Origin of the sequence: Microvirga puerhi, assembly GCF_020089865.1 — a bacterium.
Classification (GTDB): Bacteria; Pseudomonadota; Alphaproteobacteria; order Rhizobiales; family Beijerinckiaceae; genus Microvirga; species Microvirga puerhi.
Genome location: NZ_JAIRBM010000021.1, coordinates 38,240 through 62,887, shown reverse-complemented (window position 1 = coordinate 62,887; position 24,648 = coordinate 38,240). Strand labels below are relative to the sequence as shown.

20 protein-coding genes and 1 pseudogene are annotated in these 24,648 nt (G+C 59.6%); 7 read left to right on the top strand and 14 right to left on the bottom strand.

Going from position 1 to position 24,648, the window contains the following annotated elements; translation table 11 throughout:
• Window positions 1-42: 42 nt before the first annotated feature.
• Window positions 43-993 carry a LysR family transcriptional regulator gene (locus K9B37_RS20830; RefSeq protein WP_224315456.1) on the top strand — a complete coding sequence of 317 codons (951 nt, stop codon included), beginning with the start codon at window positions 43-45 and terminating at the stop codon, window positions 991-993.
• On the opposite strand, the gene K9B37_RS20825 is transcribed toward K9B37_RS20830, so the two are convergent.
• From K9B37_RS20825 to K9B37_RS20760, 14 genes and pseudogenes are all read right to left on the bottom strand, one after another.
• The gene (locus tag K9B37_RS20825) at window positions 942-2,342 is read right to left on the bottom strand and encodes an MmgE/PrpD family protein (protein ID WP_224315455.1); all 1,401 of its coding nucleotides are present in this window, start codon (window positions 2,340-2,342) and stop codon (window positions 942-944) included. The genes K9B37_RS20830 and K9B37_RS20825 overlap by 52 nt on opposite strands.
• Complete coding sequence (locus K9B37_RS20820; RefSeq protein WP_224315454.1) at window positions 2,330-3,382, bottom strand: serine hydrolase domain-containing protein; 1,053 nt, start codon at window positions 3,380-3,382, stop codon at window positions 2,330-2,332. Before K9B37_RS20820 ends, K9B37_RS20825 begins: the two co-directional genes overlap by 13 nt.
• Window positions 3,379-4,173 (bottom strand): ABC transporter ATP-binding protein, encoded by a 795-nt coding sequence (locus K9B37_RS20815; protein ID WP_224315453.1) that lies wholly within the window; start codon window positions 4,171-4,173, stop codon window positions 3,379-3,381. Before K9B37_RS20815 ends, K9B37_RS20820 begins: the two co-directional genes overlap by 4 nt.
• The gene (locus K9B37_RS20810; protein ID WP_224315452.1) at window positions 4,173-5,039 is read right to left on the bottom strand and encodes an ABC transporter ATP-binding protein; all 867 of its coding nucleotides are present in this window, start codon (window positions 5,037-5,039) and stop codon (window positions 4,173-4,175) included. The genes K9B37_RS20815 and K9B37_RS20810 overlap by 1 nt, the downstream gene beginning before the upstream one ends.
• Window positions 5,032-5,958: a nickel transporter permease gene (nikC, locus tag K9B37_RS20805; RefSeq protein ID WP_224315451.1), complete on the bottom strand. Its 927-nt coding sequence runs from the start codon at window positions 5,956-5,958 to the stop codon at window positions 5,032-5,034. Before nikC ends, K9B37_RS20810 begins: the two co-directional genes overlap by 8 nt.
• 9 nt (window positions 5,959-5,967) lie before the next feature.
• Window positions 5,968-7,038 (bottom strand): ABC transporter permease, encoded by a 1,071-nt coding sequence (locus tag K9B37_RS20800; RefSeq protein WP_224315450.1) that lies wholly within the window; start codon window positions 7,036-7,038, stop codon window positions 5,968-5,970.
• Window positions 7,039-7,048: 10 nt separating this feature from the next.
• Complete coding sequence (locus tag K9B37_RS20795) at window positions 7,049-8,683, bottom strand: ABC transporter substrate-binding protein (RefSeq protein WP_224315449.1); 1,635 nt, start codon at window positions 8,681-8,683, stop codon at window positions 7,049-7,051.
• A gap of 76 nt (window positions 8,684-8,759) precedes the next feature.
• A complete protein-coding gene (locus K9B37_RS20790; RefSeq protein ID WP_224315448.1) occupies window positions 8,760-10,190 on the bottom strand; it encodes a M20 family metallopeptidase in 1,431 nt (476 codons plus the stop codon).
• A gap of 26 nt (window positions 10,191-10,216) precedes the next feature.
• Window positions 10,217-12,037, bottom strand: a complete 1,821-nt coding sequence (locus tag K9B37_RS20785) for a S9 family peptidase (protein ID WP_224315447.1) — start codon at window positions 12,035-12,037, stop codon at window positions 10,217-10,219.
• Window positions 12,038-12,046: 9 nt separating this feature from the next.
• A complete protein-coding gene (gene pip / locus K9B37_RS20780) occupies window positions 12,047-12,997 on the bottom strand; it encodes a prolyl aminopeptidase (RefSeq protein ID WP_224315446.1) in 951 nt (316 codons plus the stop codon).
• Between the two features lie 540 nt (window positions 12,998-13,537).
• Window positions 13,538-13,756, bottom strand: a complete 219-nt coding sequence (locus K9B37_RS24990; protein WP_224315486.1) for a cold-shock protein — start codon at window positions 13,754-13,756, stop codon at window positions 13,538-13,540.
• Window positions 13,757-13,897: 141 nt separating this feature from the next.
• Window positions 13,898-14,218, bottom strand: a pseudogene (locus K9B37_RS24985) (cold-shock protein); the annotation flags it as partial.
• 682 nt (window positions 14,219-14,900) lie between these two features.
• Window positions 14,901-15,821: a PfkB family carbohydrate kinase gene (locus K9B37_RS20765; protein WP_224315445.1), complete on the bottom strand. Its 921-nt coding sequence runs from the start codon at window positions 15,819-15,821 to the stop codon at window positions 14,901-14,903.
• Window positions 15,814-16,911 (bottom strand): ABC transporter ATP-binding protein, encoded by a 1,098-nt coding sequence (locus tag K9B37_RS20760; RefSeq protein WP_369414383.1) that lies wholly within the window; start codon window positions 16,909-16,911, stop codon window positions 15,814-15,816. The genes K9B37_RS20765 and K9B37_RS20760 overlap by 8 nt, the downstream gene beginning before the upstream one ends.
• 122 nt (window positions 16,912-17,033) lie before the next feature.
• Between K9B37_RS20760 and K9B37_RS20755 the strand changes: the two genes are divergently transcribed.
• Genes K9B37_RS20755 through K9B37_RS20730 form a run of 6 tightly spaced genes read left to right on the top strand, consistent with a single transcriptional unit; the run spans window position 17,034 to window position 24,639 of the window.
• Complete coding sequence (locus tag K9B37_RS20755) at window positions 17,034-18,182, top strand: ROK family protein (RefSeq protein ID WP_224315443.1); 1,149 nt, start codon at window positions 17,034-17,036, stop codon at window positions 18,180-18,182.
• Window positions 18,183-19,538, top strand: a complete 1,356-nt coding sequence (locus tag K9B37_RS20750; RefSeq protein WP_224315442.1) for a hypothetical protein — start codon at window positions 18,183-18,185, stop codon at window positions 19,536-19,538.
• A complete protein-coding gene (locus K9B37_RS20745; protein ID WP_224315441.1) occupies window positions 19,531-21,525 on the top strand; it encodes a TIM-barrel domain-containing protein in 1,995 nt (664 codons plus the stop codon). The genes K9B37_RS20750 and K9B37_RS20745 overlap by 8 nt, the downstream gene beginning before the upstream one ends.
• A 39-nt stretch (window positions 21,526-21,564) precedes the next feature.
• Complete coding sequence (locus K9B37_RS20740) at window positions 21,565-22,794, top strand: ABC transporter substrate-binding protein (RefSeq protein ID WP_224315440.1); 1,230 nt, start codon at window positions 21,565-21,567, stop codon at window positions 22,792-22,794.
• 1 nt (window position 22,795) lies between these two features.
• Window positions 22,796-23,743, top strand: a complete 948-nt coding sequence (locus K9B37_RS20735; protein ID WP_224315439.1) for a carbohydrate ABC transporter permease — start codon at window positions 22,796-22,798, stop codon at window positions 23,741-23,743.
• Window positions 23,743-24,639, top strand: coding sequence for a carbohydrate ABC transporter permease (locus K9B37_RS20730; protein ID WP_224315438.1), 897 nt, complete (start codon window positions 23,743-23,745; stop codon window positions 24,637-24,639). The genes K9B37_RS20735 and K9B37_RS20730 overlap by 1 nt, the downstream gene beginning before the upstream one ends.
• The last annotated feature ends 9 nt before the right edge of the window (window positions 24,640-24,648 follow it).

Sequence of the window (24,648 nt, the reverse complement as noted above, 5' to 3'; positions counted from 1 at the left end):
AGACCGGCGGTTTGGCGCCGACATGACGGGAGAATGCAACGCATGGAATTGAAATGGCTCGAGGATTTTCTCAGCCTGGCGCGCTCGTCCAATTTTTCCAGATCTGCCAGTGAACGGAACATCACTCAGTCGGCACTCAGTCGCCGGATTAAGCAGCTTGAGACTTGGCTTGGTGTAGCTCTCGTCGACAGGACGACCTATCCGGTGCGTCTGACACCGGAAGGAGACGAGGTTCTTCCTCGAATCCAGGAGGCAGTGGCTCTCCTTCAAGGGATGCGACGCGATATTCGTGAAATGCGCTCCCAAACGGCAGATGTCCTGACCTTCGCGACCCTTAACACTCTCTCGCTCACTTTCTTTCCCGGCTGGATTGCATCGCTCGAAAGTGCAGGTGATCCGATCCTGACTCGGTTCAGCGATCCTTACCCTTCCTTTCTCGGCAACATATCCACCTTGATGAACGGCGGCTGCGATTTCCTCCTGACGTACGCACACGAGTCCGTGTCCCTCATCAATGAGTTAAGTCGCTTCTCTTACATCGCGGTCGGTACCGAACAAGTTGTTCCTGTAACCGCACCGAATGCCTTGGGGGCGCCACTTCATGCGGTCGGCAAAGGCCATCGGCCAGCGCACTATCTGAGCTATGGAAACTGCTCCTTCTTCGCGCATTTGCTCGCTGACATGTTCGCAAAGAGACCGATCCCATTGATGACCGTCTATGAGAACGGGTTGTCGATGGCTCTTAAAGCCATGGCCCTCTCGGGCCGAGGTGTCGCCTGGATTCCCGAGAGTCTCGTCAGAGCCGAACTCGCATCCGGCGACCTCTTGCGCGCTGGTGATCCCAGCCTTGATCTCCTCGTCGAGATTCGCGTTTATCGTGCTCATAAGCTGCGGCGGCAGGCCGACCAGTTCTGGCAAAGGGCCCTCGACAGCCAAAAGCATCATCCCAAAGCCGCAGTAGAACGAGGCGTATGCACCTCGGGCGCCTCTTGAATGGCACGCCCAAGGAACCGAACATCACTCTCGCGCTCAAGGGATTCCAATCGCTCGAACAGATCGGCGGCATAGGATGTCCCGAGCTCACGGCAGCAGTCAAGGAACTTCGCGACGCGATCTTCGTCTGTAAATTGTTCTGAGATCGCGCCTTTGGCATAGCTGCGCTCGGCATCGAATGTTCGACAGTCTCGCAATTTGAGTGTAAGCCGATGCGGAAGACTGTCGCCCGCTAACTTTTCGGCCTCGGCCGAATATGACCGCATAGTCACGCGCTGAAGAAGACTATCACGTCCATGAGCGGACACGGCCTCAGGAGTGAAATCAGACAATTCCAGCCGCCCTTTGGCAATGGCCCTCGCGACGCAGTATTGCATGGAGAAGCGCGCCTCCATTTCATCAACAGGCTCTGGGTAGGCAAGATTCCGCTGATTGGCGATTCCGACCAGAGTCTCGACAGCCATCACGTCATCTGGCTCGAAACCGACTTCCGTTTTCAGATCGAGGATCATGTCGACGACAAGATGTGTGGAGCCACAGCAGGGATGGCGCTTCGGTATGACACCGATTGTCTCGATGACATGGTCGGTGGTGATAGAGATCTGATCAAGGTCCCACCCCTTCGGATCCGCGCCGCCGAACAGCTCGAGAAAACCTTGCTGCCTCTCCAGTATGTCGAGCCGACCGGTCATTCCCGACAAAGCAAGACTTGCCGCTTCCACAGCGTTCCGGGCGGCCAATCCGGCGTGAAGAGGCTTGATCGGAGTTCCGAACTGCCCTTTGACTCCAGCAGCCATGCTGACTGCTATGCTCAACGCTCGAGAGATACCCTCTGTGTCCAGGCCCATTAACCAGGCCACGCCTGCCGCCGTACCGATACATCCAATAGTGGAAGTTCCATGCCAACCGGCCGTATAATGGGAGGGGCCAACTCCCGCGCCAACGAAGGCCTGTACCTGCAACCCGACGAGATAGGAATCGATGAGGCGATGGCCGTCTGTCCCGGTAGCTTCAGCCACTGCAAGCAGCGCTGGGACAAGAACCGCGGATGCGTGGCTCATGCCAGGCTTGAAATTGTCGTCGAAGTCGAGTGCATGGGCGGCCGTCGCACCCACAAGCGCAGCAACCGCCGCCGTCGACCGCCCGCCAGCAGTAACGCTTGCCTCGCCGCCTGTGCCTATGCTCAAGGCAAAAGCAGACCGCACAGCCTTTGTACTGAAGTCGTCACAACCAGCGACCATACACGCGAAGGTATCGCTCACCGCCTGCTTTGCTCGCGTTCTCGCGAGATCACTAAAATCGTCGCGCTTCGCAATCCAGTGTGCGATTTCCTCGATCACGCTCGACATGGCTGATTCTCAAACTTGAGCTGAGGCGCATTGCGGCAGGCCCTCAGAATGCGCTCGACAAGCGTCCCAAACTGGAAGCGATCTACCTGGCGAAGGGGTATATCCGTGTCCACACGATGTACGACAACAAGATCCAGGTTGGGAACGACGAGGCAGTAATGCCCACCTGCTCCAATGGCACTGAAGCTTCCCTCCGGCAGGATCGTACCCGGAAATGCGACGCCCTGACGTGCGACCCACCACATGAAGCCATAACCACCGCGATCTCCAGCTTCGGAGTGCGGTAAAACGCTCATACGAGTCCACAAATGAGGGATTACCTGTCGATCTGCCCAGCGGCCCTGTCGAAGGAAGAGAAGCCCGAACCGGGCCAGATCCCGCGTCGACATTCGAAACGCATAGGCAGGATGAATCGAGCAAGGATCCTCAGCGAGCCAGCCGTCCTGCATCTCGGCATCGAACCGAAAGTCGTCCATGGCAATGGGACGTGCGACGCACTTCTCGAACCCAGCGTGGACGCTCAGACCACTGAGATTCGTGTAGATCGTTCCAAGTGCGTTGAAATCCCAGTTGTTATAGCACCAGAAGGTCCCCGGTGCATGGGAGTGCCGGGGCTCCTTGATTGAGCGCATCCAAGGCGTTTCGTAGCCGGCCGGATGATAGATTCCAGATCGGGCGGTCAAAAGATCATAAATGGTCGCTGACTTCTCCCGAATACTCAGTCCCTCGCGATCATCAATTCCTAGGGCGTCGAGGGTCAGGGACGGATCAATCGTGCCGCGCTCGACCTCCAGCCCAATGAGTGCACTGAGAAAGCTCTTGCGGATCGAGTGGCATAGAAACTTGCGCGTCAGATCGCCATAAGCGGCCACCACTTGACCGTGCTGGATGATCATCAAAGCATCAGTGGCTTGAATCTCGGCGAGTTCATAGACCGTCTCGAAGTCGCTATGGCGTTGCACGCAGGCGTCTTGGTAATTGCTCCATTTCGGTTCGGGCCAACAGTCGACGGCTTCAGCCTCGATCTTGTGCTCAATCATGATGGGAGCATCTCTTGATCGATGCGGCCTGCACGCGACCCGACACTCGCTGCAAGAAAGTCACGCGTATAGTCTTTCACGGCTCGCATTCCACGAACCTCGTCTGCGGATAATTCCTCAATAATCTTGCCGCAATGCATCATGCCGATGCGCTCGCAGATATGTGCGACGACCGCGAGGTCATGCGTCACCAGGAGGTAGGTGAGGCCCCTTTCACGTCGGAGCTTCTTCAGAAGATTGAGGATCTCAGCTTGAACAGAGACATCGAGTGCGGAGGTCGGCTCGTCGAGCAACAGAACTTGTGGCTCTATGATGAGTGCACGTGCAATTGCAACACGTTGCCGCTGACCGCCCGAAAGTTCATGTGGGTACCGGAAGCGAAAATCCCGACCAAGGCCGACGGCCTCAAGAACGTCCGAAATACGCTCCTCGTGTCGGTCGAGACCATGAATTCTCAGTGGCTCAGCGAGGACCTGATGAACGATCTTCCGCGGGTGGAGCGATGCATAGGGGTCCTGAAACACCATCTGCATCCTGCGAAAAAAGGACTTGTCGCGCCGGTGTGGAACGGTCTGGCTTTGGAAAAAAATTTCCCCATCATAATCGGGATTGAGGCCGACGATAGCTCGCAGAATGGTCGATTTTCCGCAGCCGGATTCCCCGATCAGGCCGTAGGCCTCGCCATGCCTGATGTGAAATGACACATCGTCGACCACACGATTTGTATCGGTGCTCTCGCCGAACGTTACGGAGAGACCTCTGGTTTCGATGATATTATCCGTCGTGACCATTAAACGTTTTCTCTCCGTTCGATCACTTTCTCGTGCAGCCATGCCGGGTCGCGGGAGGGAACTCTGAGTTCCTCGACAGGATGGTCAAGCCGTGGGAGGCTGTTGAGAAGTGCTCGCGTATAGGGATGCTGCGCATTGTGGAGTTCGCGAGCAGGCATGTCTTCCATGATCCGACCTGCATACATGACGAGCACGCGGTCGCAAAAATCTGCGACAAGGTTAAGATCGTGACTGATGAACATAAGCCCGGTTCCACGCCGCGTGACGAGCTCGTCCAGGATTGAAAGCACCTGGCGACGCACGGTAACATCCAGCGCTGAGGTCGGCTCGTCGGCGATGATCAGGTCGGGTTCTGGGATCAGCATCATGGCGATCATAATGCGCTGCCCCATGCCGCCCGATACTTCGTGGGGAAGCTGCATGAAGACGCGCTCGGGATCACGGATGTGCACGGCCTCCAGCATCGCCAACGCACGTCGCTTTGCCTCGGCAATGCTGACGCGGTGATGGAGCCGGTAGGCCTCCATGATCTGATTCCCGATCCTCATCAGCGGGTTAAGCGAGAACTTCGGATCCTGCAGGATCATCGAAATCCGATTCCCTCGAATGGCCCTCATCTTCCGCTCCGGCGCGGCCAGAAGATCGATGCCGTCGAAGTCCATCCGACGCGCGGTAATACGGGCGGAATTCGGCGCGAGCTTCAGAATGGCACGGCCAGTCAGAGACTTGCCGGATCCAGATTCGCCGACAATCCCGACCTTCTCTCGCCCAATGGTAAGCGAGATACCTCGCACCGCATCGATGCTTCGATGAACGCCGGGAAATCGGATCCAGAGATCCCGAATATCAATCAGCGGCTTATCCATGGCGCGGATCCAGGATGTCGCGTAGACCATCACCGAACAGGTTGAAAGCAAGGCTCGCCACAAGAATCGAGCAACCCGGAACCGCTGCGATCCACCAGTTCGTCAACATGAATTCACGTCCCGTTGAAAGCATGGCGCCCCATTCCGGACTTGGCGGTTGGGCTCCCAATCCCAGAAAGCCGAGACCCGCAGCTGTCAGAATGATTGCGGCCATGTTGAGCGTTATGCGGACGATCACTGACGGGATACACATCGGCACGATGTCCGACCAGATGATCTGCCACGATGACGCTCCTTGGAGTCGCGCAGCCGCAACATAATCGGACGTGCGGATGGTGAGGGTTTCAGCGCGAGCAAGTCTAGCGATGGGCGGCCACGAAGCCAGTGAGATTGCGATGACGGAGTTCTCAATACCTGGCCCGAGCGCTGCCACAAAGGCGAGTGCCAAGATAAGACTTGGAAAAGCCAGGAAAACATCGACAATGCGCATGAGAACAATGTCAATCCAACCGCCAAGATAGCCTGCGGCGGTTCCAACGACCAGACCGAGAGGGGCCGCGATCGCGGCCGTCAAAAGCGCGATATAAAGCGTGATACGTGATCCAAAGATAACACGGCTGAAGATATCGCGACCAAGTTCGTCGGTTCCGAAATAGTGGCTAAACGACGGACGCTGGAGGCGCGAGGCAAGATCCTGGGCATAGATGTCGTGGGTGGCGATCAAAGGCGCGAAGAACGCGACCAGCAGAAGGAGAAGGATAATGCCCAGACCGAACAGGGCCGAGATGTTGTAGCGCAGACGCCAGGCTGCTCGCCAAAATTGTTGCGCCTGCGCTTGGGCGCGGGAGGCAGGAACCGGTGCCGCGAGCCACGTTGCCAAGGCACCAGCTTGGGGCGCAGCTGTGAGTGGATCACTCATAATGGCTCCCTATCGGGTTCGAGGATCGAAAATTCGGTAGAGCACGTCGGATAGGAGGTTAATCGTGACGAAGATCGCCCCGATCAGCAGCGTGCACCCAACGACCGCATTCATATCGCCGGCCAGAAGGGCATTGGTGAGGTACCTGCCAAATCCAGGCCAAGCGAAAACCGTTTCGGTCAGAACAGCTCCTTCGAGAAGAAAGGCGTAGGAAAGGGCAACGACAGTCACGACCTGGACGGCCACGTTGCGGAAGGCATGAACCCATACTGTGCGTGCCCAGGACATCCCCTTGACGCGCGCCGTGATGACGTACTCTTGGCCCAACTGTTCAATCATAAAGCTGCGCGTCATGCGGCTGATATAGGCCAGCGCTCCGAATGACAGAATGGACGCTGGTAGGACGATGTGGCTGATGACGTTCCAGAATGCATCCCATTGACCCTGCAGAGTCGTATCGATCAAGAGAAAGCCTGTTCCTGGTTCGATGCTGAATTCGTGGACGAAGTCGATTCGCCCTGGCCCAGCGACCCAGCCGAGACTCGCATAGAATACTGTAAGGCCCATGAGCCCGAGCCAGAAAGTGGGAGTTGAGTACCCGATCAATCCGATCATGCGGACCACATGATCGATCAGGGAGTTGCGGTACATCGCCGACAACACGCCCATCGGAATACCGAGCCCGGTCCCGATGATAACCGCAACCGTTGCGAGTTCGATGGTAGCGGGAAATACGCGTCCGATATCCTCTAGAACCGGCCGACCGGATGTCAGCGCATCACCGAAGTCGAAACTGAACGCGTTCTTGAGGTAAAGACCGTATTGGACGATGAGTGGCTGATCGAGGCCCAGCTTGCGATACATCGTATTGTAGGCGTCCTGGGAGACGTTGTCCCCCAGGATCGCGATCACAGGATCGAGCGGTAGAAGACGCCCGATGAAGAAGGTTAGCGTGACGAGGCCGAGTAGCGTCGCAGCGGCCGACAGCATTGTCCGGCCGACGGTGCGCACCAAGCGCTTCCGGCCACTCTGCCTTTTCTGCACAGGGAGACGGGTGGAGGCGACGGCAGTGCCAGCCATTCGCTCGATCCTACTTGGACGCTAGATCGTAGTATGTGCGGAAACCGTTCCAAGTCCATGCCTTTAGGGACTTGCGCACGCCTGCCACATTGTACATCTGGAACATGAAGGCCTGAGGTCCCTTCTCCATCATGTCACGTTGAAGAGCATGATAGAGTTGCACGCGTTTCGCTGGATCCTTCTCGAAAAGTGCTTCGTCAACCTTTTTGTTTACGTCTTCCGAGAAATATGCGGATCGCCAGCTTGGATACATGGTTTGCTTTGCTTCGATCCGATTGTCCGGGTTGTAGATTTGTCTCGAGGCGTTGCCGTGAGCATCTGGCACGCCGGTCTGCCAACCTTGGATCGTCGTCTGGTACTCACGCCCACGAACGCGGCTAAAAAGTTGCGCATTTGACATGCGCTCGATCTTCAGCTTCACACCAACCTTTGCGGCATTCTCCTGAACGCTTTGCGCTATGGGAGACGCATATGAATGTGTTCCGATGAACAAAGTTGCCTCGAAACCGTCTGCATAACCCGCCTCAGCGAGTAGCTGCTTGGCCTTTGCGAGATCGACCTTGAAAGGTTGGCCTTCCTTTTCGTCCAGAGCTCCCACCGCGCCGATCTGTGCGAAGCTGGCACGCGGCACGCCGATATTGGCCATGACCGTTTTGGCTAGACCATCGTAGTCGATCAGATAGCGCAGTGCGAGCCGGACCTTCTCCTTTGAGAAGATTGGATCCGCATTATTGAGGTTCCAATAAAGCAACTGTGGTTTGAGAACCTTGTCGACGCTAACGCCGGCGTTCTTTTCAAGGTCGTTCAGATCCTCAGGTGTAAGGTCACGCGCGACATCGATATCGCCCTTTTCTAGCAGCAGGCGTTGGGTTCCAGCTTCAGCAACGTGACGGACGAGAACTTGCTTCAGAGCCGGCTTCTTGCCCCAATAATCCTCATTGGCCTGTAGGACGACTGCCTCACCGGCATTCCATTTGGCCAAACGATAGGGACCGACGCACTCAGTGCGCGTCGCGAGGTATTTGTTACCCATATCGCCGTTGACCTCATTCTTCATGATCGTCTGACGATCCATGAGTACGGAGACACGGTTTGCGGCGATAGCTTGGAGAACAAGCGACACTGGATAGGGCTTGTCGAGCTTCATTACCAGTGTCGTATCGTCCGGTGCGGTGAACATCTGGTCGACATTGTCCTTAGTGAACCCATATTCGGTGAGCGTTGCCGCATTTCCTAGGCCGAGTTTCACAACGCGCTGCAAGGACCATGCGAGGTCACCAGCTGTGGCCTTGTTGCCAGATGGAAACTTCATTCCGTTTTGAAGATGAAAAGTGATTTGCTTTCCGTCCTCGGAAACGTCCCAACTCTTGGCAAGGCGTGGCACAACCTTGGTCTCGTCGGTTGTGTCGAAGTCAACGAGGGGGTCGCATGTGTTCTGAATGATTTCATTCGTGACGACTTCGCCGATCTGGGCGGGGTCGAATGTACTAATCGCGTCAATATTCCAGGCCATGACGAGTGCGGTGGGCGGGGTCGCAGCGGAAGTCGCAAGGGTAGATGCACCAAGTATAAGGGCTATGGTACTCGCGCGTGTAGCGACGCGATGCGAGCGGTTATAGGCAGCATTTCGGCCGAGGATCGACATCGGAGTTCTCTCTGTTTTGTTGTGATGGAGCCGGCGGCCTGCTGATCCGTCGACTCGTTGCGCAATTGTTGTAGTTCTATGCTGCTTCTGCCGGTCGCGGCTGAAGCGGAGGGTTCACGTCGGGCGGAATAGGGCAGATATAGGGAGTGCGATCGGTGCGCTCTTTGTGGTCACGCTTTGCACGTGCGAGGAGGGTTTCGTCGGACAGAGCGTCTATCGCGGTCCCGGCCATGACCTTCGCTGCATGGATCAGTCCCTTGTGCGCGGCTGGCATCTTTCCTTGAGCAGTGATCTGCCAGGAATGGCCCGGCGTTCCAATGGCATGGGTCGCGACACGAGCCTGCACTGTCGGTACTGCCCAGCTCACATCGCCGAGGTCTGTCGATCCGATCATCGGAACGCCCTCGCTGTCCCGTGGCACGATAAAGTCGCAAAGAGGAGCGTCTGCTCTGGGTGACACTCCGACACGAAGATAGTCGTTCTCGATATCTTCTTTGCTCAGCGTGGCCTGAATCTTGGTTGCGAAAGCACGATCGGCTGCGTCGAAGGGGACAGGACCTAAACGATTCAGGTTCGCTTGCATGGCCTCCTCGAGAGGCGTGTTACCGAGTAGGTTGGAGACTGCACTCATGATGCTGGTCTCGAGCTTTGTCTCGGTCATCAAGGCCGCGCCCTCCGCGACTTTCTTGACCCTTTCGTTCAAGGCAAGCATTCCCGCAAGGTCGCGAGAGCGAATGGCGTATCTCACCTTGGCGGTTGCCTGAACGACATTGGGCGCGATGCCGCCGGCATCGAGCAACGCATAGTGAATGCGGCTATCCGATGGGACGTGCTCACGCAGATAGTTGGCGCCTACATTCATCAGCTCCACGGCATCGAGTGCGCTTCGGCCAAGGTGGGGAGCAGCAGCTGCATGCGATGCACGCCCTGTGAACTTGAAATCCATCCGTGTGTTGGCGAGCGATAGGGCCTCGTCGACACGGGTGAACGAAGCGGGATGCCACGAGATGGCAATATCGACGTCGTCGAAGGCACCAGCGCGCACCATGAAGGCCTTTGCCGCGCCACCTTCTTCAGCCGGGCAGCCATAATAGCGAACCCGACCCAGTCTGCCCGTTTCCACGAGCCAATCCTTGATCGCCGTTGCGGCGAGCAACGCGGCTGAACCCAACATGTTGTGACCACAGCCATGCCCGTGGCCGTTTCCCGGAAGCGGTCGAGGTTCGGCAACGCCGGCCTCCTGGCTGAGCCCCGGCAGCGCATCATACTCGCCGAGGATGGCGATCACGGGCCCACCCGAACCAGCTTCTCCCATCACCGCCGTTGGAATGTCGGCGAGGTTTTCGGTAATATGGAAGCCCTCGGACTTCAGAACCTTCGTATGCTCCGCGACGGAGCAGTATTCCGTGTAAGCAATCTCAGGCATTCCCCAAATGCGATCGCTGAGAGCTTCAAACGTCGCTTTTTTCGAATCCACGAGTTGCCAAATTCGGGCGGAATTCGTCACGTGACTCTCCTAATGAAAGGTCCGATTCAGAGATAGCGCTCCAGAAACCGCGCGAGGGCGCCGAAGACTGTGCGGCGGTTTTCGATGCGGGCGAAACCGTGTCCCTCATGGGGGATGCGATAATATTCGACCGTCCGCCCAAGGCCCCGCAGGCACGAATAGACCATTTCGCTTTCGCCGGGCGGAACGCGCGGATCGTCCAACCCCTGCGCAATCATCAGCGGAACCCTCACACGATCGATACGGTGGATGGGCGAGAACCGCTCAAGCGCATCCTTCAAGGTGTCAGGATCGCCGTATTCTGCTGCACGGAGGGCGCGTCGCCAGGGGCCTGTCGTTTCGAGAAGAGTCAGAAAGTTCGCGATACCGTAGAATTCGACGCCGAGTTTCCAAAGCTCCGGATATTCGGTAAGGGCGGATAGAACCATGAACCCGCCATAGGAGCGTCCGAAGAGAGCGATACGACTCTCATCGACGTCTTCGCGAGCTCCGATTGCTGTACCGACGGCCTTGAGGTCAGCTACGCTGTCCATGCGCAACTCGCGGTCGTCGAGATGCTGATAGGTCCGACCATAACCGGTGCTTCCACGAACGTTGGGCGCTACCACCATCACGCCCTGTGCAAGCAGGAACTGGATATCCGCTCTGAAGGTCGGCGTCCATTGAGCCTCAGGGCCGCCATGGACAATAATGACGACCGGGTAGCCTGCCGACGGAGGCGAAACTGTCGGCTCATAAACAAGAAAGGGGATGTCGTGTTCATCAAAGCTCTTCGTGCGCTCCACGCGCGGCTCGATGAACGCGCTAAGATCGATGCCTGCCTTCGACGACTGTGTGATCTGCTCAAAGGTGCCAGCCTCCAGGCCTACACGCCACAGATCCGATGGCGTCGCTGCCCCTTCCAGAGCACACAGAAGGGCTTGACCATCGGGGGTCCAGAGGACGGAGGCAATGACACCTGGAGGATGCCCGTTCAGGGTACGCTGTGTTCCGGCAGCCCGGTCGTAGATCACGACCTGGCTCCAGCCTTCCTGATTGAAAACGCAGGCAATCCGTGATTGATCCGGCGAGAGCGCAATGGCCTCGATATCCTGCGCCTCGGGAGTGACGAGGAACGTGAGCGACTTGTCAGAGAACTGACAGAAGGCCACTCCTTGAAACTCGCGACCTCGGTCGGTGATAACCAGGAATCCGCTTTCGTCCTTCAGCATTTTGGGCGTGAGGTAGCGAGCACGACTCTTGGATGTCAGGATCGGCAAGGTTTCTCCGGTCTGCAAGTCGAGCCGGTAGAGTTCCTGATCATTCATCGCGCGGCGGGAGTCGCGCACGAGCAGGGAGGTTCCATTCGGGAAGAAAGCCACCGCTTCGCGGAAGCCCTCACCTTGAAGCACGCAGCGTGACTTGCGAGTTGCCACGTCCATGACATGAATATCCATGTCGGTCTTGCTGCGCGCGTTCGATGCGAAGGCAATATGCTTGCCATTCGGCGCCCAGCAGCCCCACACATGGACGGTATTAGGATCGTCGGTCAGTTGGATTGGGACACCCGACGACTCGGGAATATACCAGAGCTGGTGGCGCTCATCCCCTCCGCAATCCATGGTGAACAGAAGATCGCGACTCTTGGGACTGAAGGCGATGGAACTGATAGGCTCGCCGGTCCGGCTCAGACGCCAGGGTGCTCCACCTGCTGCCGGCTTTAGCCAGATTTGGTTGAAACCGCTTTCGTCACTAAGATAGGCAATGAGTGCGCCGTCGAACGAAATTGCAGGGGACTTCGCGTTGCGGATCTCAAGATAGGCTTCGATATCGGCGGCGATAATTCGATGTTTTAGGCGCTCCAGCATTTCAACCCCTCATGCGGTCGCTTCGATAAAGGTCAGGAACAGCCGATCGGCTGCCTCGCGAAGTACTTCTGCCATCGGGCCGTGCGTGGATTGGTGGTTGGCTTCTGTCACGATCGTGAAACGCGCTTCGGGCCAGGCCCTGTGAAGTGCCCAGGCGGAGGCCATCGGGGTGACGGTGTCGTAACGAGCCTGGACGATCTCACACGGCAGATGACGGATGCGGTCGATATTCTTGAGCAATTGGCCCGGTTCGAGGAACGCGCCATTGACGCAGTAATGCGTGAAGATGCGAGAAACCGCGAGTGCGGCAGCAGGTTCGACGAGCTTGCGGACATGGCCCTCATCCGGCCGGAAGGTCTGCGTGGTTGCGGAGAACGTCCGCAATGCAATCGCAGCCTCGATGCAGCGATCTGGATCTTCGGAGGTGAGGCGCCGATAATAAGCCGAAAGCAGGTCGTGTCGCTCATCCTCAGGGATGAAGGACGAGAAAATCTCCCAGCGATCCGGAAAGATCATTCGACTTCCATTGAACCACCACTCTATGTCAGCGGCATCAGCCAAGAATATCCCATGGAGACGAAAGCCCAGGCACCGGTCCGGATGGGCCTCGCCATAGGCGAGCGCGAGGCAGCTTCCCCATGAACCGCCGGCAACGAACCAGCGCTCGATGCCAAGGGCATCGCGGATGCGCTCGAGATCCGATATCAAGGCAGACGTCGTATTCTCCTTGAGCTCTGCATGAGGCGTCGAGCGTCCGGCTCCGCGCTGATCGAACGATATGATGCGGAATTTTGCCGGATCGAACGTCAGAAGCTGTGCCGGCGATGTCCCGGCACCGGGTCCACCATGCAGGAACACGATCGGTACCCCCTGGGGATTGCCCTGTTCCTCGACGAAGAGTTCATGCAGTTCGCTGACACGAAGGCGACGCTGCGAGGCTCTCGAAACGGACTTCTGCACGTGGCCATCCCCAAGCATGTTTTCCGGGTCGCTCGGCGTCGGCCTTGAACGGTTACTTCCGTTCTCATCCTAAAGCGCCATGCAAAGGAAAACGTCTTGGCTTTGTCTCACAAAGTCTAATGCAAAATCGTTCTGAGATATACCGATCTGGAATAGTTTGTGATTGCAGGGTCAACACAAGGGCTAATCTGATATTACCTAAATCTAGGACCTATTATAATCCAGCGTAGGAGAACTAAACTATGCAGCATGGCGAGGCCCTGTCGCAGCTTTGAAACTCGCTCCGCCTGATGAGCTGCTACAGGAGGGATGAGAGGGACCGGAAGTGACGATGAGCGCAACGAGCTGCCTGGAGATCGATCTGCGGCAGGTACCGCCCGATGTGACGGCGAGATACATTATGGCCCGTGGTGCAGCTGCAGCCTCTGACTCTGACATGTCGGCTTGGCACAAGCCGTGATATCTCCGGCTTGCGCTGAATATTGCGATATATAGTTGCTATTTGGGCTAAGGTATCTACTTCTCAAGCGGGGCTTGCCGCTATGCGGGCTCGATCGCGCCAACCTCCCGCCCCTTACGGCCGTCCACAACGGAAACGAGAACGGGCTGGCCCTCCGCCAAGCTCTTGAGGCCGGCACGCTCAACGGTCGAGATGTGAAGGAAAAGATCCTTGCTCTCGCCTTCAATCGAGACGAAGCCATATCCCTTCGCTGAATTATACCACTTCACGGTTCCGGCGATTGTCGGGGAGCCGCTCACGGATCGAGCCACGGTCTCCTGAGTCCTTTGCTGCGATGCACCCTGCTCTGGACTATCGTTAGACTGTTCCGGTCTGGCCGGAGACGCGCGCCGTGGTAGTTCGGGTGTGGCCGTGCTGGCATCTACGCCAAGGACCTCGCTAACCTGCAGGCCTTTCTGCCCGGGCCCAACTTTCACCCTCAGAGTCGTGCCAGGCTCTAAAGCTATGTGGCCAGCAGCCTCGACTTGACGGATATGCAGGAAGGCTTCGCCCGAGCCATCGGTTAACGCGACGAAGCCGAAGCCTTTCTCGGGATTGAACCATTTGACCCGAGCCTCCGCCTCCCCCCCGGGCGCCGAGTCAGATCTCGGCTGGCGCGTTGGTCGCCCATATGATGGTTGAGGCGCATAGTCACCCCAGGAATCTATAGGTTGTGCGCCGAACTGACGTCGGCGATCACGATGATCGTTACCTCGGCCCATGAAGAGCGCCTTCTACAAATTTCAAAGGAATATGCGTAACGCGCTCGATATTACACCGCAAGCAGGGATTGCTGTTCGCGAACAGTACGGCTTCTCATATTGGATCTCCTCAAAGAGGTCTCTATCAAACATACCGATAGTGATGCCGCTCCTCGTGAGAAGCAGAATTCTGCGACTCTCTCCGCATTACCGGGGTAGACCTCCTAAACTTGGGGCTGTCTGGCAGCGATGAGGCGCACTGGGGCAGAGTCTTTGCCAGCGAGGTGGCAGGTGCCGTGCAGATATTCGCTCTGGCGCTCTCCAGCCTGAAGTGACTGCTCTTGGGTCATGCCGTGAACAATCCTTCGGCCGGGTGCGTACTCACCGAACTGGGCTTTACGCCTGCCAAGCATCGGCGGCGAAACCAGCCGCGGCAGCAAGAGGTCTGGCAACAGACCTACATATATGAGCCCGCGGATCAGGCATGCTCTGTTCTTTCATCTTGAGCGCTGCGCCCCTTCCGGCCCGATTCTATCGACTTAGAGGCATTGGCTCATGCGCTCGAAACGAATGGGCGGAACCACCTCCTGCCTCGGCTAGCGATCACACAGCACATCCCGGTTTCCGACGAAAGGCTCACCGTGGTCGCCGACACCAAACCATGGGTTCTCGATCATACCCCAGATCACGCGTCTGATCGGGATCACGTCTGTGCGAATGAGTGGTCGAAACGATAAAGGTCGTTCGCCGATGGCAGCCCGGCTCGCCCTCCGGGGACAGTGCACTTTAACGCTGCCACCGCGTTGGCGAAATCGATGGCGCGCTCAAGTGGCCAGCGGCGCGCGAGGGCGAGTGCTAGGGCGCCATGGAAGGCGTCTCCCGCGCCGACCGTGTCGACTACCTTCACCGCCGGTGGGCGCCGGTTGCAGAGAGTGCCGTCGCGGCGGAGCCAGTAGAATCCCGCCTCCCCATCCGTAACGCCGACGAGGACATGGGTGGGCCGCGCCGCGGCTTTGAGGCCCGCACCGATCTCCTCCGTGCCGGCAAACTGCGCAAGGCCAGGCCGCGAGAATACCACATGGTCGGCGGCCTCGATCAAGGGGGCGACGGCGTCCCGGCCGTGACGAGAAATGTCGGCGTCAAGAACGGCCGGGATGCCATCCTGCCGCGCACGCTCGAGACATCTCAAAGCCCCTTGGGGCCAGGATAAGTCACATAGAAGTGCGTCGCCGAGGTGCGGTGGGGCGAGCCAGTCGGCCGTCGTCGGTAGGGCCGGGTCTGCGTAGGCGACGATGAGGCGATCACCCGCATCGTCGACGAGAATCACGGAACTCGGCGAGTGAAAGCCAGGAAATGAGCGGTACCATGACGTGTCGACCCCCTCCCCTGCCAGCTCCGCTCGCAGAGCCACACCGACGGCATCGTCCCCCGAGCGACCAGCGAAGGCCACGCGGCCGCCAAGACGTGCGATGGCGACGCTCGCTGTGGCGGCCGGACCGCCACCGATCGTCCGCCGGTGCTTGGCATAGAGTTTGACCGGCTGAGTCGGGATAGCGTCGACGCGCAGGATCGTGTCCTCGATCGCAAGGCCAACGCAGAAGACTTCGCCCTGCGCCTCAGCCAAGGCGGCCACCCTTCTCGGGATGGAACAGGTGCAGCGCCGCTACGTCCATTTCGAAACGCCGTCCCTTGTCGCCAGTGTGGACCCCGCCCGGCTTGACCCGAGCCATGACTTCGTGATCACCGAGACGGACGACTGCGATGGAATCCGCCCCATGTTCCTCGACCAGGATCACGTCCGATAGGAAGGTAGCCTCGTCCTCCCCGCCTCCATCGGCGAGGGCAATGTGTTCGGCGCGAAGCCCGACTTCGATCTGCGCGATCGCTGCGCTGCGCAAGACAGCGGCCCGGTCCGACGGAAGCCGGATCTCCTGCCCGCGCCCAAACCCAAGGAATGCGGCCTCGCCTTCGTAACGCACGTCCGCCTTTGAAAGGCTCATGGGAGGCGAACCTATGAAGGTCCCGACGAAGCTGTTGACCGGGCGCTGATAGATCTCGATGGGGGTTCCAATCTGCTGCACCTCGCCGAGCTTCAGGACGACAATGCGGTCCGCCATCGTCATTGCTTCGATCTGGTCGTGCGTCACGTAAATGCTGGTGGTGCGCAGCGCCGCCTGAAGCTTGCGGATCTCCATCCGCATTCCGACACGCAGCTTCGCATCGAGGTTCGACAACGGCTCGTCGAAGAGGAACACCTTAGGGTCCCGGATCAGAGCCCGACCGAGGGCGACCCGCTGGCGCTGGCCACCGGACAGGGCGCGGGGCTTGCGATGCAGCAGCGCGTCAAGTTCGAGCATGGCGGCGACCTCATTCACCTTTGCCTCGATCTCGCTTGCCGCCATGTCGCGCATCTTCAGGGCAAAGCCGAGATTCTCCGCCACCGTCATGTGCGGATAGAGCGCGTAGTCCTGGAAGACCATTGCCATGTCGCGGTCTCGCGGCGCCACCGCGTTGAGGTTGCGCCCGTCCAGCAGAATTTCGCCGTCCGAAATGTCCTCGAGACCGGCGATCATCCGCAGCAACGTGCTCTTGCCGCAACCGGAGGGCCCGACAAGCACGACGAATTCACCATCGGCAACGTCGAGATCGACGGCCTTGACCGCCTGCACAGCCCCGAAGCGTTTCTCCACCGCTCGCAGTGTCAGTTCCGCCACGCGATCCCTCCCCATTGACATTTGTTTGATTGTAAGCACGATAATTACACAGTGTAAACATTGCTGGGTGCGGGATGTCGGGACGCTTTGTACCGAGGAGCAGGCGGGAGACGCGGGCGAGCGTGCTCGAGAGCCTGCTGCGCACCGGCGGTGCATTTCGGCCTGTACTGGCTCGGGAAACGAAGCTGACGGAAGCCAGCATCTCCCGCATTCTGTCAGAGCTCCGCAAGGAGCGTGTCGTTGAAGAGGTTCGTCGCTCTGCCCCCTATGTCGGCGGCCCGACGGCACTCATTACACTAAGTAAGAATGTTGCCGTGGCCGGGATCGAGCTGTCCAACAACCGCCTCTCGGTCGGGGTGGGGGATCTGACCGGCACCCTCGACTATGTCGACAGAATGCCCGTCTCCGGTCAGCTCGGCCAGGACGAGTTCGAGCACCTCTTTCAGGAAAGCGTTGCGGCCATGCAGGAATGGACCGACCAGCGCGGTCTCATCCTCAGTCAGGCCGCCGTCGCCATTCCCGGATATGGGCGCGGCGCTGCCGGGAATCCGATCTTTCCCTGGGACATGCCCCGCCTGACCCGCTTCATCGACGAGATCTTCGGCGATGTTCCGGTCGCGGTGACCAACGCGGTCGTGGCGCAGGCGGCGTTCCATCGTTATTCGCGTACTGGCATCTATCCGGTCGCGAGCGACCATCTCTTTCTCTTCGTCGGCCATGGAGTCGCCGGCGTTATCGTCGACGAGACGACCCCGGTCGATGCTTTCTCCGCCTTCGAACTCGGGCACATGGTCATTGAACGCGGTGGTCTCGCTTGCCGCTGCGGACACCGGGGCTGCGTCGAGGCCTACACGTCCTTAAGAGCAATCTCCAAGATTATCGGAGTCCCGGACAGCGACATCCTTAGCAAGGGCGACAGCTTTATCGATATGCTCGATCTCGGCGCTGGGATGCGCGAGGCGTTGCGGGAACGGCTGCTCCTCCTCGGGCTTGGTCTTGGAAATGCGCTCAACCTCCATCCTCTGTCGTCCGTGGTGATCAGTGGATGGCCATCCCTGATGCCGTCCGAAGACCGCCTCGCCATCCTCGACGGCCTGAACGAGAGCCTTCTCGGCGGCTACGACGCCAGCCGGCTCGCTTTGTCCTTCATCGCGCCCTCCATCGGCAACGATCCGCGGGCGGCGCTCTACTACGCAGCCTATTGTTTCGTTCGCAGCGGCGGGCTCGACCCGAGAACGGACCCACAGACCGCTCTCGAGGAGATTGCCTGAATGCTGACGCGAAACCGGACCGTGATCGACCGCAGCGACAGACGGGTCGGTGTTCTCTTCGTCGCCTCGCCGCTCTTCTCAGAGGCCGCAGCCCGTGATCTCCTGGTACGGACGGAAGCTTTTGCAACCGAGGGAGACTTGGCAGGCCGGCTGACGATCGCCGGCACCCTTGCATATGACAGGGCGAGTTGCGCCAAGGCGCTCGATGGCCTCGATCTCGACCATCTCGATGGGCTCGTGATCCAGCTCGCCACGTTCTGTACGGCGGATCTGCTCCACGCGCTTCTCGACACGCTCAAGGGTCGCTCGCTCCCCCTCGCTCTCTGGGCTCTCGAGGAAACGGATGCGATCGTCACGAACTCCCTGTGCGGTGCGCAGCTATGGGCTTCCACCCTCACCCGCTTCGGGCATCGCTTCTCCTTCATCCTCGGCAATCCCGAAGATCCGGCCGTGGCTCAGGAGGTCGCCGCCTTCGCCGCCGCCGCCAGGGCCCACCGAGCGATCACAGGTGCGAGAATCGCCCTCGTCGGCGCCCACGCCGACTGGTTCACGAACCTGGCAGTCGATCCGTGGGCTGTGCGCCGGGCTCTCGGGATTACCATCGAACAGACCACGCTTGTGCGTTTCATCGAAGGATGCGTTGCCGATCCTGCGGCGGAAGACGCTGCCGCGGCGCGCTGGAGCGAGGCCCGTTTCGACGCGGGCGACGCTAAGGAGAGCCAGCGGATCCTCGGCGCCACCTTCGCCCGACTGAAAGCCGGTCTCGACCGGATCTCCGCGGACGCCGTGGCCCTGCGCGATTGGCCGGAGCTTCTTTATGGCGCCGATTTCAAGGGCACCTGGGCCGCGCTTGGAGAGCTTGCCGAGCGCGAAACGCCCGTCGCGCCGGAGGGCGACGTGATGGGCGCTGTCACAGCGCTCGCGGTGCGGGCCTTCGATCCCACCTCTCTTCCGTTCCTGACGGACATCTCAGGCCTCGACCGAGCGAATAACCGCCTCGTTCTCTGGCATTACGGCGTCAGCCCGCGTCTCGCTAACGGGCCTCGCTCCCTCGATGCCGCGCTCAAACAAGAAAGCTTCCCGCTGCAGGCAGGAGCGATGACCCTCTTACGACTTTCCTTGCGTGCCGACGGCGCTCTGCGTCTCTTCGTTTCAGAGGGCGAAATCCTCACGGAGCATTCGGCGGCGAACCGGGCCGCGGGCTTCTTCAGGCCCGCACAAGTCTCCGCCGAGGCCCTCATGCGCCATTTTATCGATGCCGGCTACGAGCATCACGTGACTGCAATCTATGGCCGCTGGGCGAGTGCCGCGGCTCATCTCGGTCGGCAACTTGGAGTGACGGTGGACCATGCCTGATACGCTTGCCTCCGCACCGCTCGTATCTCCGCAGAATGCCGCGCACCGGCCTGCCCTCGTCGGCTGGCGCTCACCCGGCGGATCGTGGACCACGATGCCGTTCGACGAAAACAGTCCGGAGGTCTCCATCGAGCGTCACGAGGACGGCAATCGGATCACGATCGCTGTCCACCGCCCTGGCGCTGCCGCTGTCGAAGTCGCCTTTCCCGTTCCCACGCGGTTCCAAGCCTTCGGTGGTGGCGAGCGTTTCGAGACTCTGGATCTCAAAGGCCAATCGGTTCGCTACTACCTTGAGAATTTCGGGCTCGGGAACGGCACCTATCTGCCAAGTCCGTGGATCGCAACGACGCTCGGCTACGCCCTGCTCCTGACTGACGAGGCGCCAGCCGTATTCCATGTCGCTGCGCCTTTCGATCCCAACATGCTCAGGGTCCAGGTTGAAGGTGATCGCCTCGTAGTCGAAATTCACCGCGGCACCCTACCGGAACTCTACGACGCCCTGATCCGCCGCATTGGGCCGCCGCTCATGCCGGATGACGACTTCTTCGGTCTCTGGAAAGCTGGCGACTGGCGAATCGAGAACGCCGCGACCGTCGCTGCGGATCGCGTCGGCCATGCGGATCTCGGCCTCCCCCTCGCCGTGAAGCTGATCGACGCCTACTGGGCGAGCGAAGTCCATTCCTTCACCTTCGATGCCAAGAAATATCCTGATGCCTGGGGCATGGTCGCCGACATGGCCGATGAAGGGACAGGCATCTATTTGTGGCTCTGTCCGTGGGTGGTCGTTGGTACGCGCTCGTTCGAAGAAGCGAAGGCGAACGGCTATGTCATCGTCGACGGCGCCGGGAATCTTATCACCCGGCGTCCCGGAGCCAATCCCAACGTGGTGGCGGCGCTGATCGATTTCTCCTACGCACCAGCCCGCGAGTGGTGGTCGGGTCATCTGCGCATTCTCCTCAAGAGCGGGATCAGGGGATTCAAGGTCGATTTCGGCGAGCAACTTCCGGAACACGCAGTGCTGCGTTCCGGTGAGACTGGCGGGCGCGCCCACAACGCCTTCGTGCGCCATTACCTTGAGGCGACGATCGAAGCTTTCGACGGTACGGTTCCCGCGATCATCAGCCGCTCGGGCTCGCCGCGGGTGCGGGCGCCGATCTGGAGCGGGGATCAGACCTCGGACTTCTGCCCTAAGACCGGACTGCCGTCGGCGATCCGCGCGGCGCAGAGCGCCGCCCTGTCCGGCTGGTCTTTCGTCGGCAGCGATCTCGGCGGTTATTTCGGCACGCCGACGACACAGGTCTTCGCACGCTGGGCGCAATTCTCTTGCTTCACACCCCTGATGATGCTGCATGGGCTCGGCTGCCGCGAGCCGTGGGACATGGGACCGGATGCGCTCGCCGTCTACGGCAGCTACGCCAAGCTTCACCTCGCATTGTTGCCGGTCTTCCAGCACTATGGCCGCATCGCATCTCAAGGCGGCTTGCCGCTGCTGCGCATGATGCCCCTCGCCTTTCCGGAGATCGATTGGAGTACGATTAACGACTGGGATCAACAGTACATGCTGGGTGATGACCTTCTCGTCGCGCCTGTGGCGTTCTACGGCAATACCCGCGCAGTCTACGTGCCGCCGGGCGAATGGTATGACGTACTCGCCAAGACATGGGTGACTGGCCCAACGTGGCGCGTTCACGACGTGCCGCTCGATGCGGTTCCGATCTTCGTACGGCATGGGGCAGCGTTTCTGCTTGCGCTCGATAGTCGAAAGAAGAGTGCCGCGAAGCTCGTCTTCAGCCGGCCCGCCGGCCCGCTGACGGATACGAAAGATGCGGATTGGGACATCGCTGTCGTCGGCTGCGTAGGAACGGGACAGAGCACTGCGGCGCCGGCGCACATCGCGACTAAGGACATGGAGACCTGGTTCGGCACGGACATTGCCTGGTCCGCGCCGACCCGGAACGGAGCGGAGGACATGCCGCTCGACGCCTAGCAACGATGATCTAAGAACCGATAAGGACCGGAGGAAACAATGAAGATGCGCCGAATGCGCGGCCTGATCGCCGCGACCCTGTTGGCTGGACTGAGTGCACCTGCTCTTGCCGACAACATCGTCATGTGGGTCAACGGCCCGCTCGCCTCCAGTCCGGACGCGCCGATCTATGCGGAGCTGAAAGCGTTCGAAGCGGCGACGGGTCACACGGTCGAGGTCCAGGCCGTGCCGCACATGGAGATGGAGCGTAATCTCTTCGTGGCATTGTCGAGCGGCGCCGGCCCGGACGTGATGGCGCTCGACATCGCCTGGGTGGCAGGCCTCGCCGATGCCGGACTTCTGGCCGATATTACGGCGCAGACCGCGCCGATCGCGGCGGAGTACCAGCCTGGCCCGCTCGCCAGCGGACGTTATGACCAGAAGCAATATGCTCTGCCCCTCTACACCAACAACGTGGCTCTCTTCGTCAACGATCGCATGCTGGCGGAGGCGGGAATCAAGAAGGCACCGAGCAACTGGGCCGAGTTCCGCGACGCCGCCGTCGCAATGACGAATAAGGACAAGCAGACCTATGGGGTCAGCTTCGGCGGCAACCGGATGGGCGCCTTCCAGCTCTACAGCTTCATCTGGCAGAACGGCGGCGAGATCGTCGACGAGGCTGGCAAGGTCCGGGTCGGCGAGCCCGCGGCGGAAGAGGCGGTGGACTTCCTCGCCAAACTCTACACCCAATCTCGCGCGATGCCCGATTCCGTCCTTACAGCCGGCAATTGGGACGAGGTGCATGCGCCCTTCATCCAGGAACGGGCCGGTATGGTCGTCACCGGCGACTGGGCGCTTGCGGCATTCACCAAGGGCAATCCGAATCTGAAGTTTTCCGTCCATCCTTTGCCAGCCGGGGTGAAGTCGGCCACCGTGATCGGCGGCTACGATCTCGCGATCAAGGCCGGCAGCAAGGTCGAAAAACCGGCGTTCGAGCTGCTGCGCTGGCTCACTGGCTCGCGCAGTATCGCTCTCATGCAAAAGTACGAGCGGCTCTCGGCAACCGCGGCAGCGACGTCCCCGGAAGCGATCGCAGCACTGCCGAAGCAGCTTCAGCCGTTCATGGCGCAGGCCTCGTCGGGGCGGGCGCGTCCCGTCGTCGCCCAATGGACGCAGATTCATTCGGACGTATTCGCCAATGTGTGGGACGCGGTGATCCGCGGCAAACCTGCCAAGGACGCGATGGCCGAGGCCAATACCGCGATTACCGGCCTTCTGGAGAAGAAGTAAGATGACCATCGCGCGCGCCCCGCGTCCCTTGCGCCTGAGACCAACCTGGTCGTCTGTGTTCGAGACGGGGCTTGGCGCGCGCGTCTATCCCTATCTCATGGTCTTCCCGGCCGTGCTGCTGGTGCTCGGTGTCGTTGTCTATCCCGTGCTATCGGGCATCAGCTGGTCCTTCTACGACGTCACCTTGAGAAAGCTCAACAGTGGTAGCTTCACCTTCGTCGGCTTTAAAAATTTTGAGCGTGTCTTCGCCGATCCGGTCTTCGTCCGTGCCTCGATCAACACGCTGGTGTGGGTGATCCTGAACGTGGTCGCCCAGCTTGGCCTTGGCCTCGCTCTTGCCCTGCTCCTACATCGGCCGGTTCGCGGCATTGGTTTTTTCAGGTCGGGAATCCTCGTGCCGTGGGTAGTTCCGAGCGTCGTCGCAGTATTGACTTGGCGCTGGATGTACGATCCGAGCGTCGGAATCGTAAACGAGATGCTCGTTCGCCTCGGCATCATCGATTCCTATCGCCCATGGCTCGGCGACACCGCGACCTCGCTCTACGCTGTTACGGTAGAGAGTATCTGGAAGGGAACGCCCTTTGTCATGCTCCTCCTTCTTGCAGCGCTGCAACTCGTGCCGCGCTCCATCCTGGAAGCAGCGTCCATGGACGGTGCCTCGGGCTGGCGAAAGCTCTGGTATGTGATCCTGCCGCAGATCCGTGTCTCGTTCGCCATCGCCGCCGTCCTGACCTTCATCCTGACGGTGAACAACTTTAACGCCATCTGGCTGATGACCGAGGGCGGACCGCTTAACTCGTCGGAGATTTTGTTCACGCTCGCCTACAAGTACGGGTTCCAGCGATTTGATCTCGGCCTTGCTTCGGCGGTAGCGACGATGCTCTTCGTCGGCCTCGTTATTGCCACGACTCTCTATCTCAAGCTCATGCAGGCGCGGGAGGCCGACTGATGAGTCTATCCGTAGCCTCTTCCACGACGGCGGCAGCAACGAAGGTTTCGGCGCAGCGCAAGGTCCGGCCGAAACTGGCGCTGAAGCGCGTCCTTCTCTACGTATCTCTGTGGGTCGCCTTTGTATGGTCGGTTTTTCCATTCTACTGGATGATCGCTACCTCCCTCAGAGCCAAGGCAGATATTTTCCGACGCCCGCCGAGCATCGTTCCACAAGGGATCACCCTGCAAAACTACGTTGATCTCCTGGTCAGTGCGCATTTCTGGCGCTTCGCCATGAACAGCCTGATCCTAACGCTCAGCGTGACGCTCATCAGCGTGTTCATCTCTGTGACAGCGGGCTATGCGATGGCGCGGCATCGATTCAAAGGTTCGGTCATGCTGCCGTTGTTCATGCTCTACGGCCAGATGTTCCCACCCGTGCTGCTGCTGATTCCGTTCTATGTCCAGCTGCGCTATCTCGGCTGGCTCGATAGCCTCTACGGCCTCATTCCAGTCTACCTCAGCTACATGTTGCCGTTGTGCGTGTGGCTCATGCGCGGCTTCTTCTCGCAGGTGCCGCATTCCCTCGAAGATGCGGCGCGTATGGATGGCTGCACGCGCTGGCAGGCGTTCTGGAAGGTGATCCTGCCTATGGCTCAGCCGGGTATAGTCGCCGTGGCAACCTGGGTCATGATCCACAGCTGGAACGAGTTCCTCTATGCGAGCACCTTCATTCTCAGTGAGAAGAACCGGACCCTGCCGCTCGGTCTCAGCAAGCTGATCGGGCAATACACCACCGATTGGGGCGTCCTGATGGCTGGTGGCGTCGTGACGGCAGCGCCGATCGTTCTCGTGTTCTTCTTCCTTCAGAAACATCTCGTTGCCGGCGTTGGTGGCGGTGCAGTGAAGGGCTAAGGTCCTCCG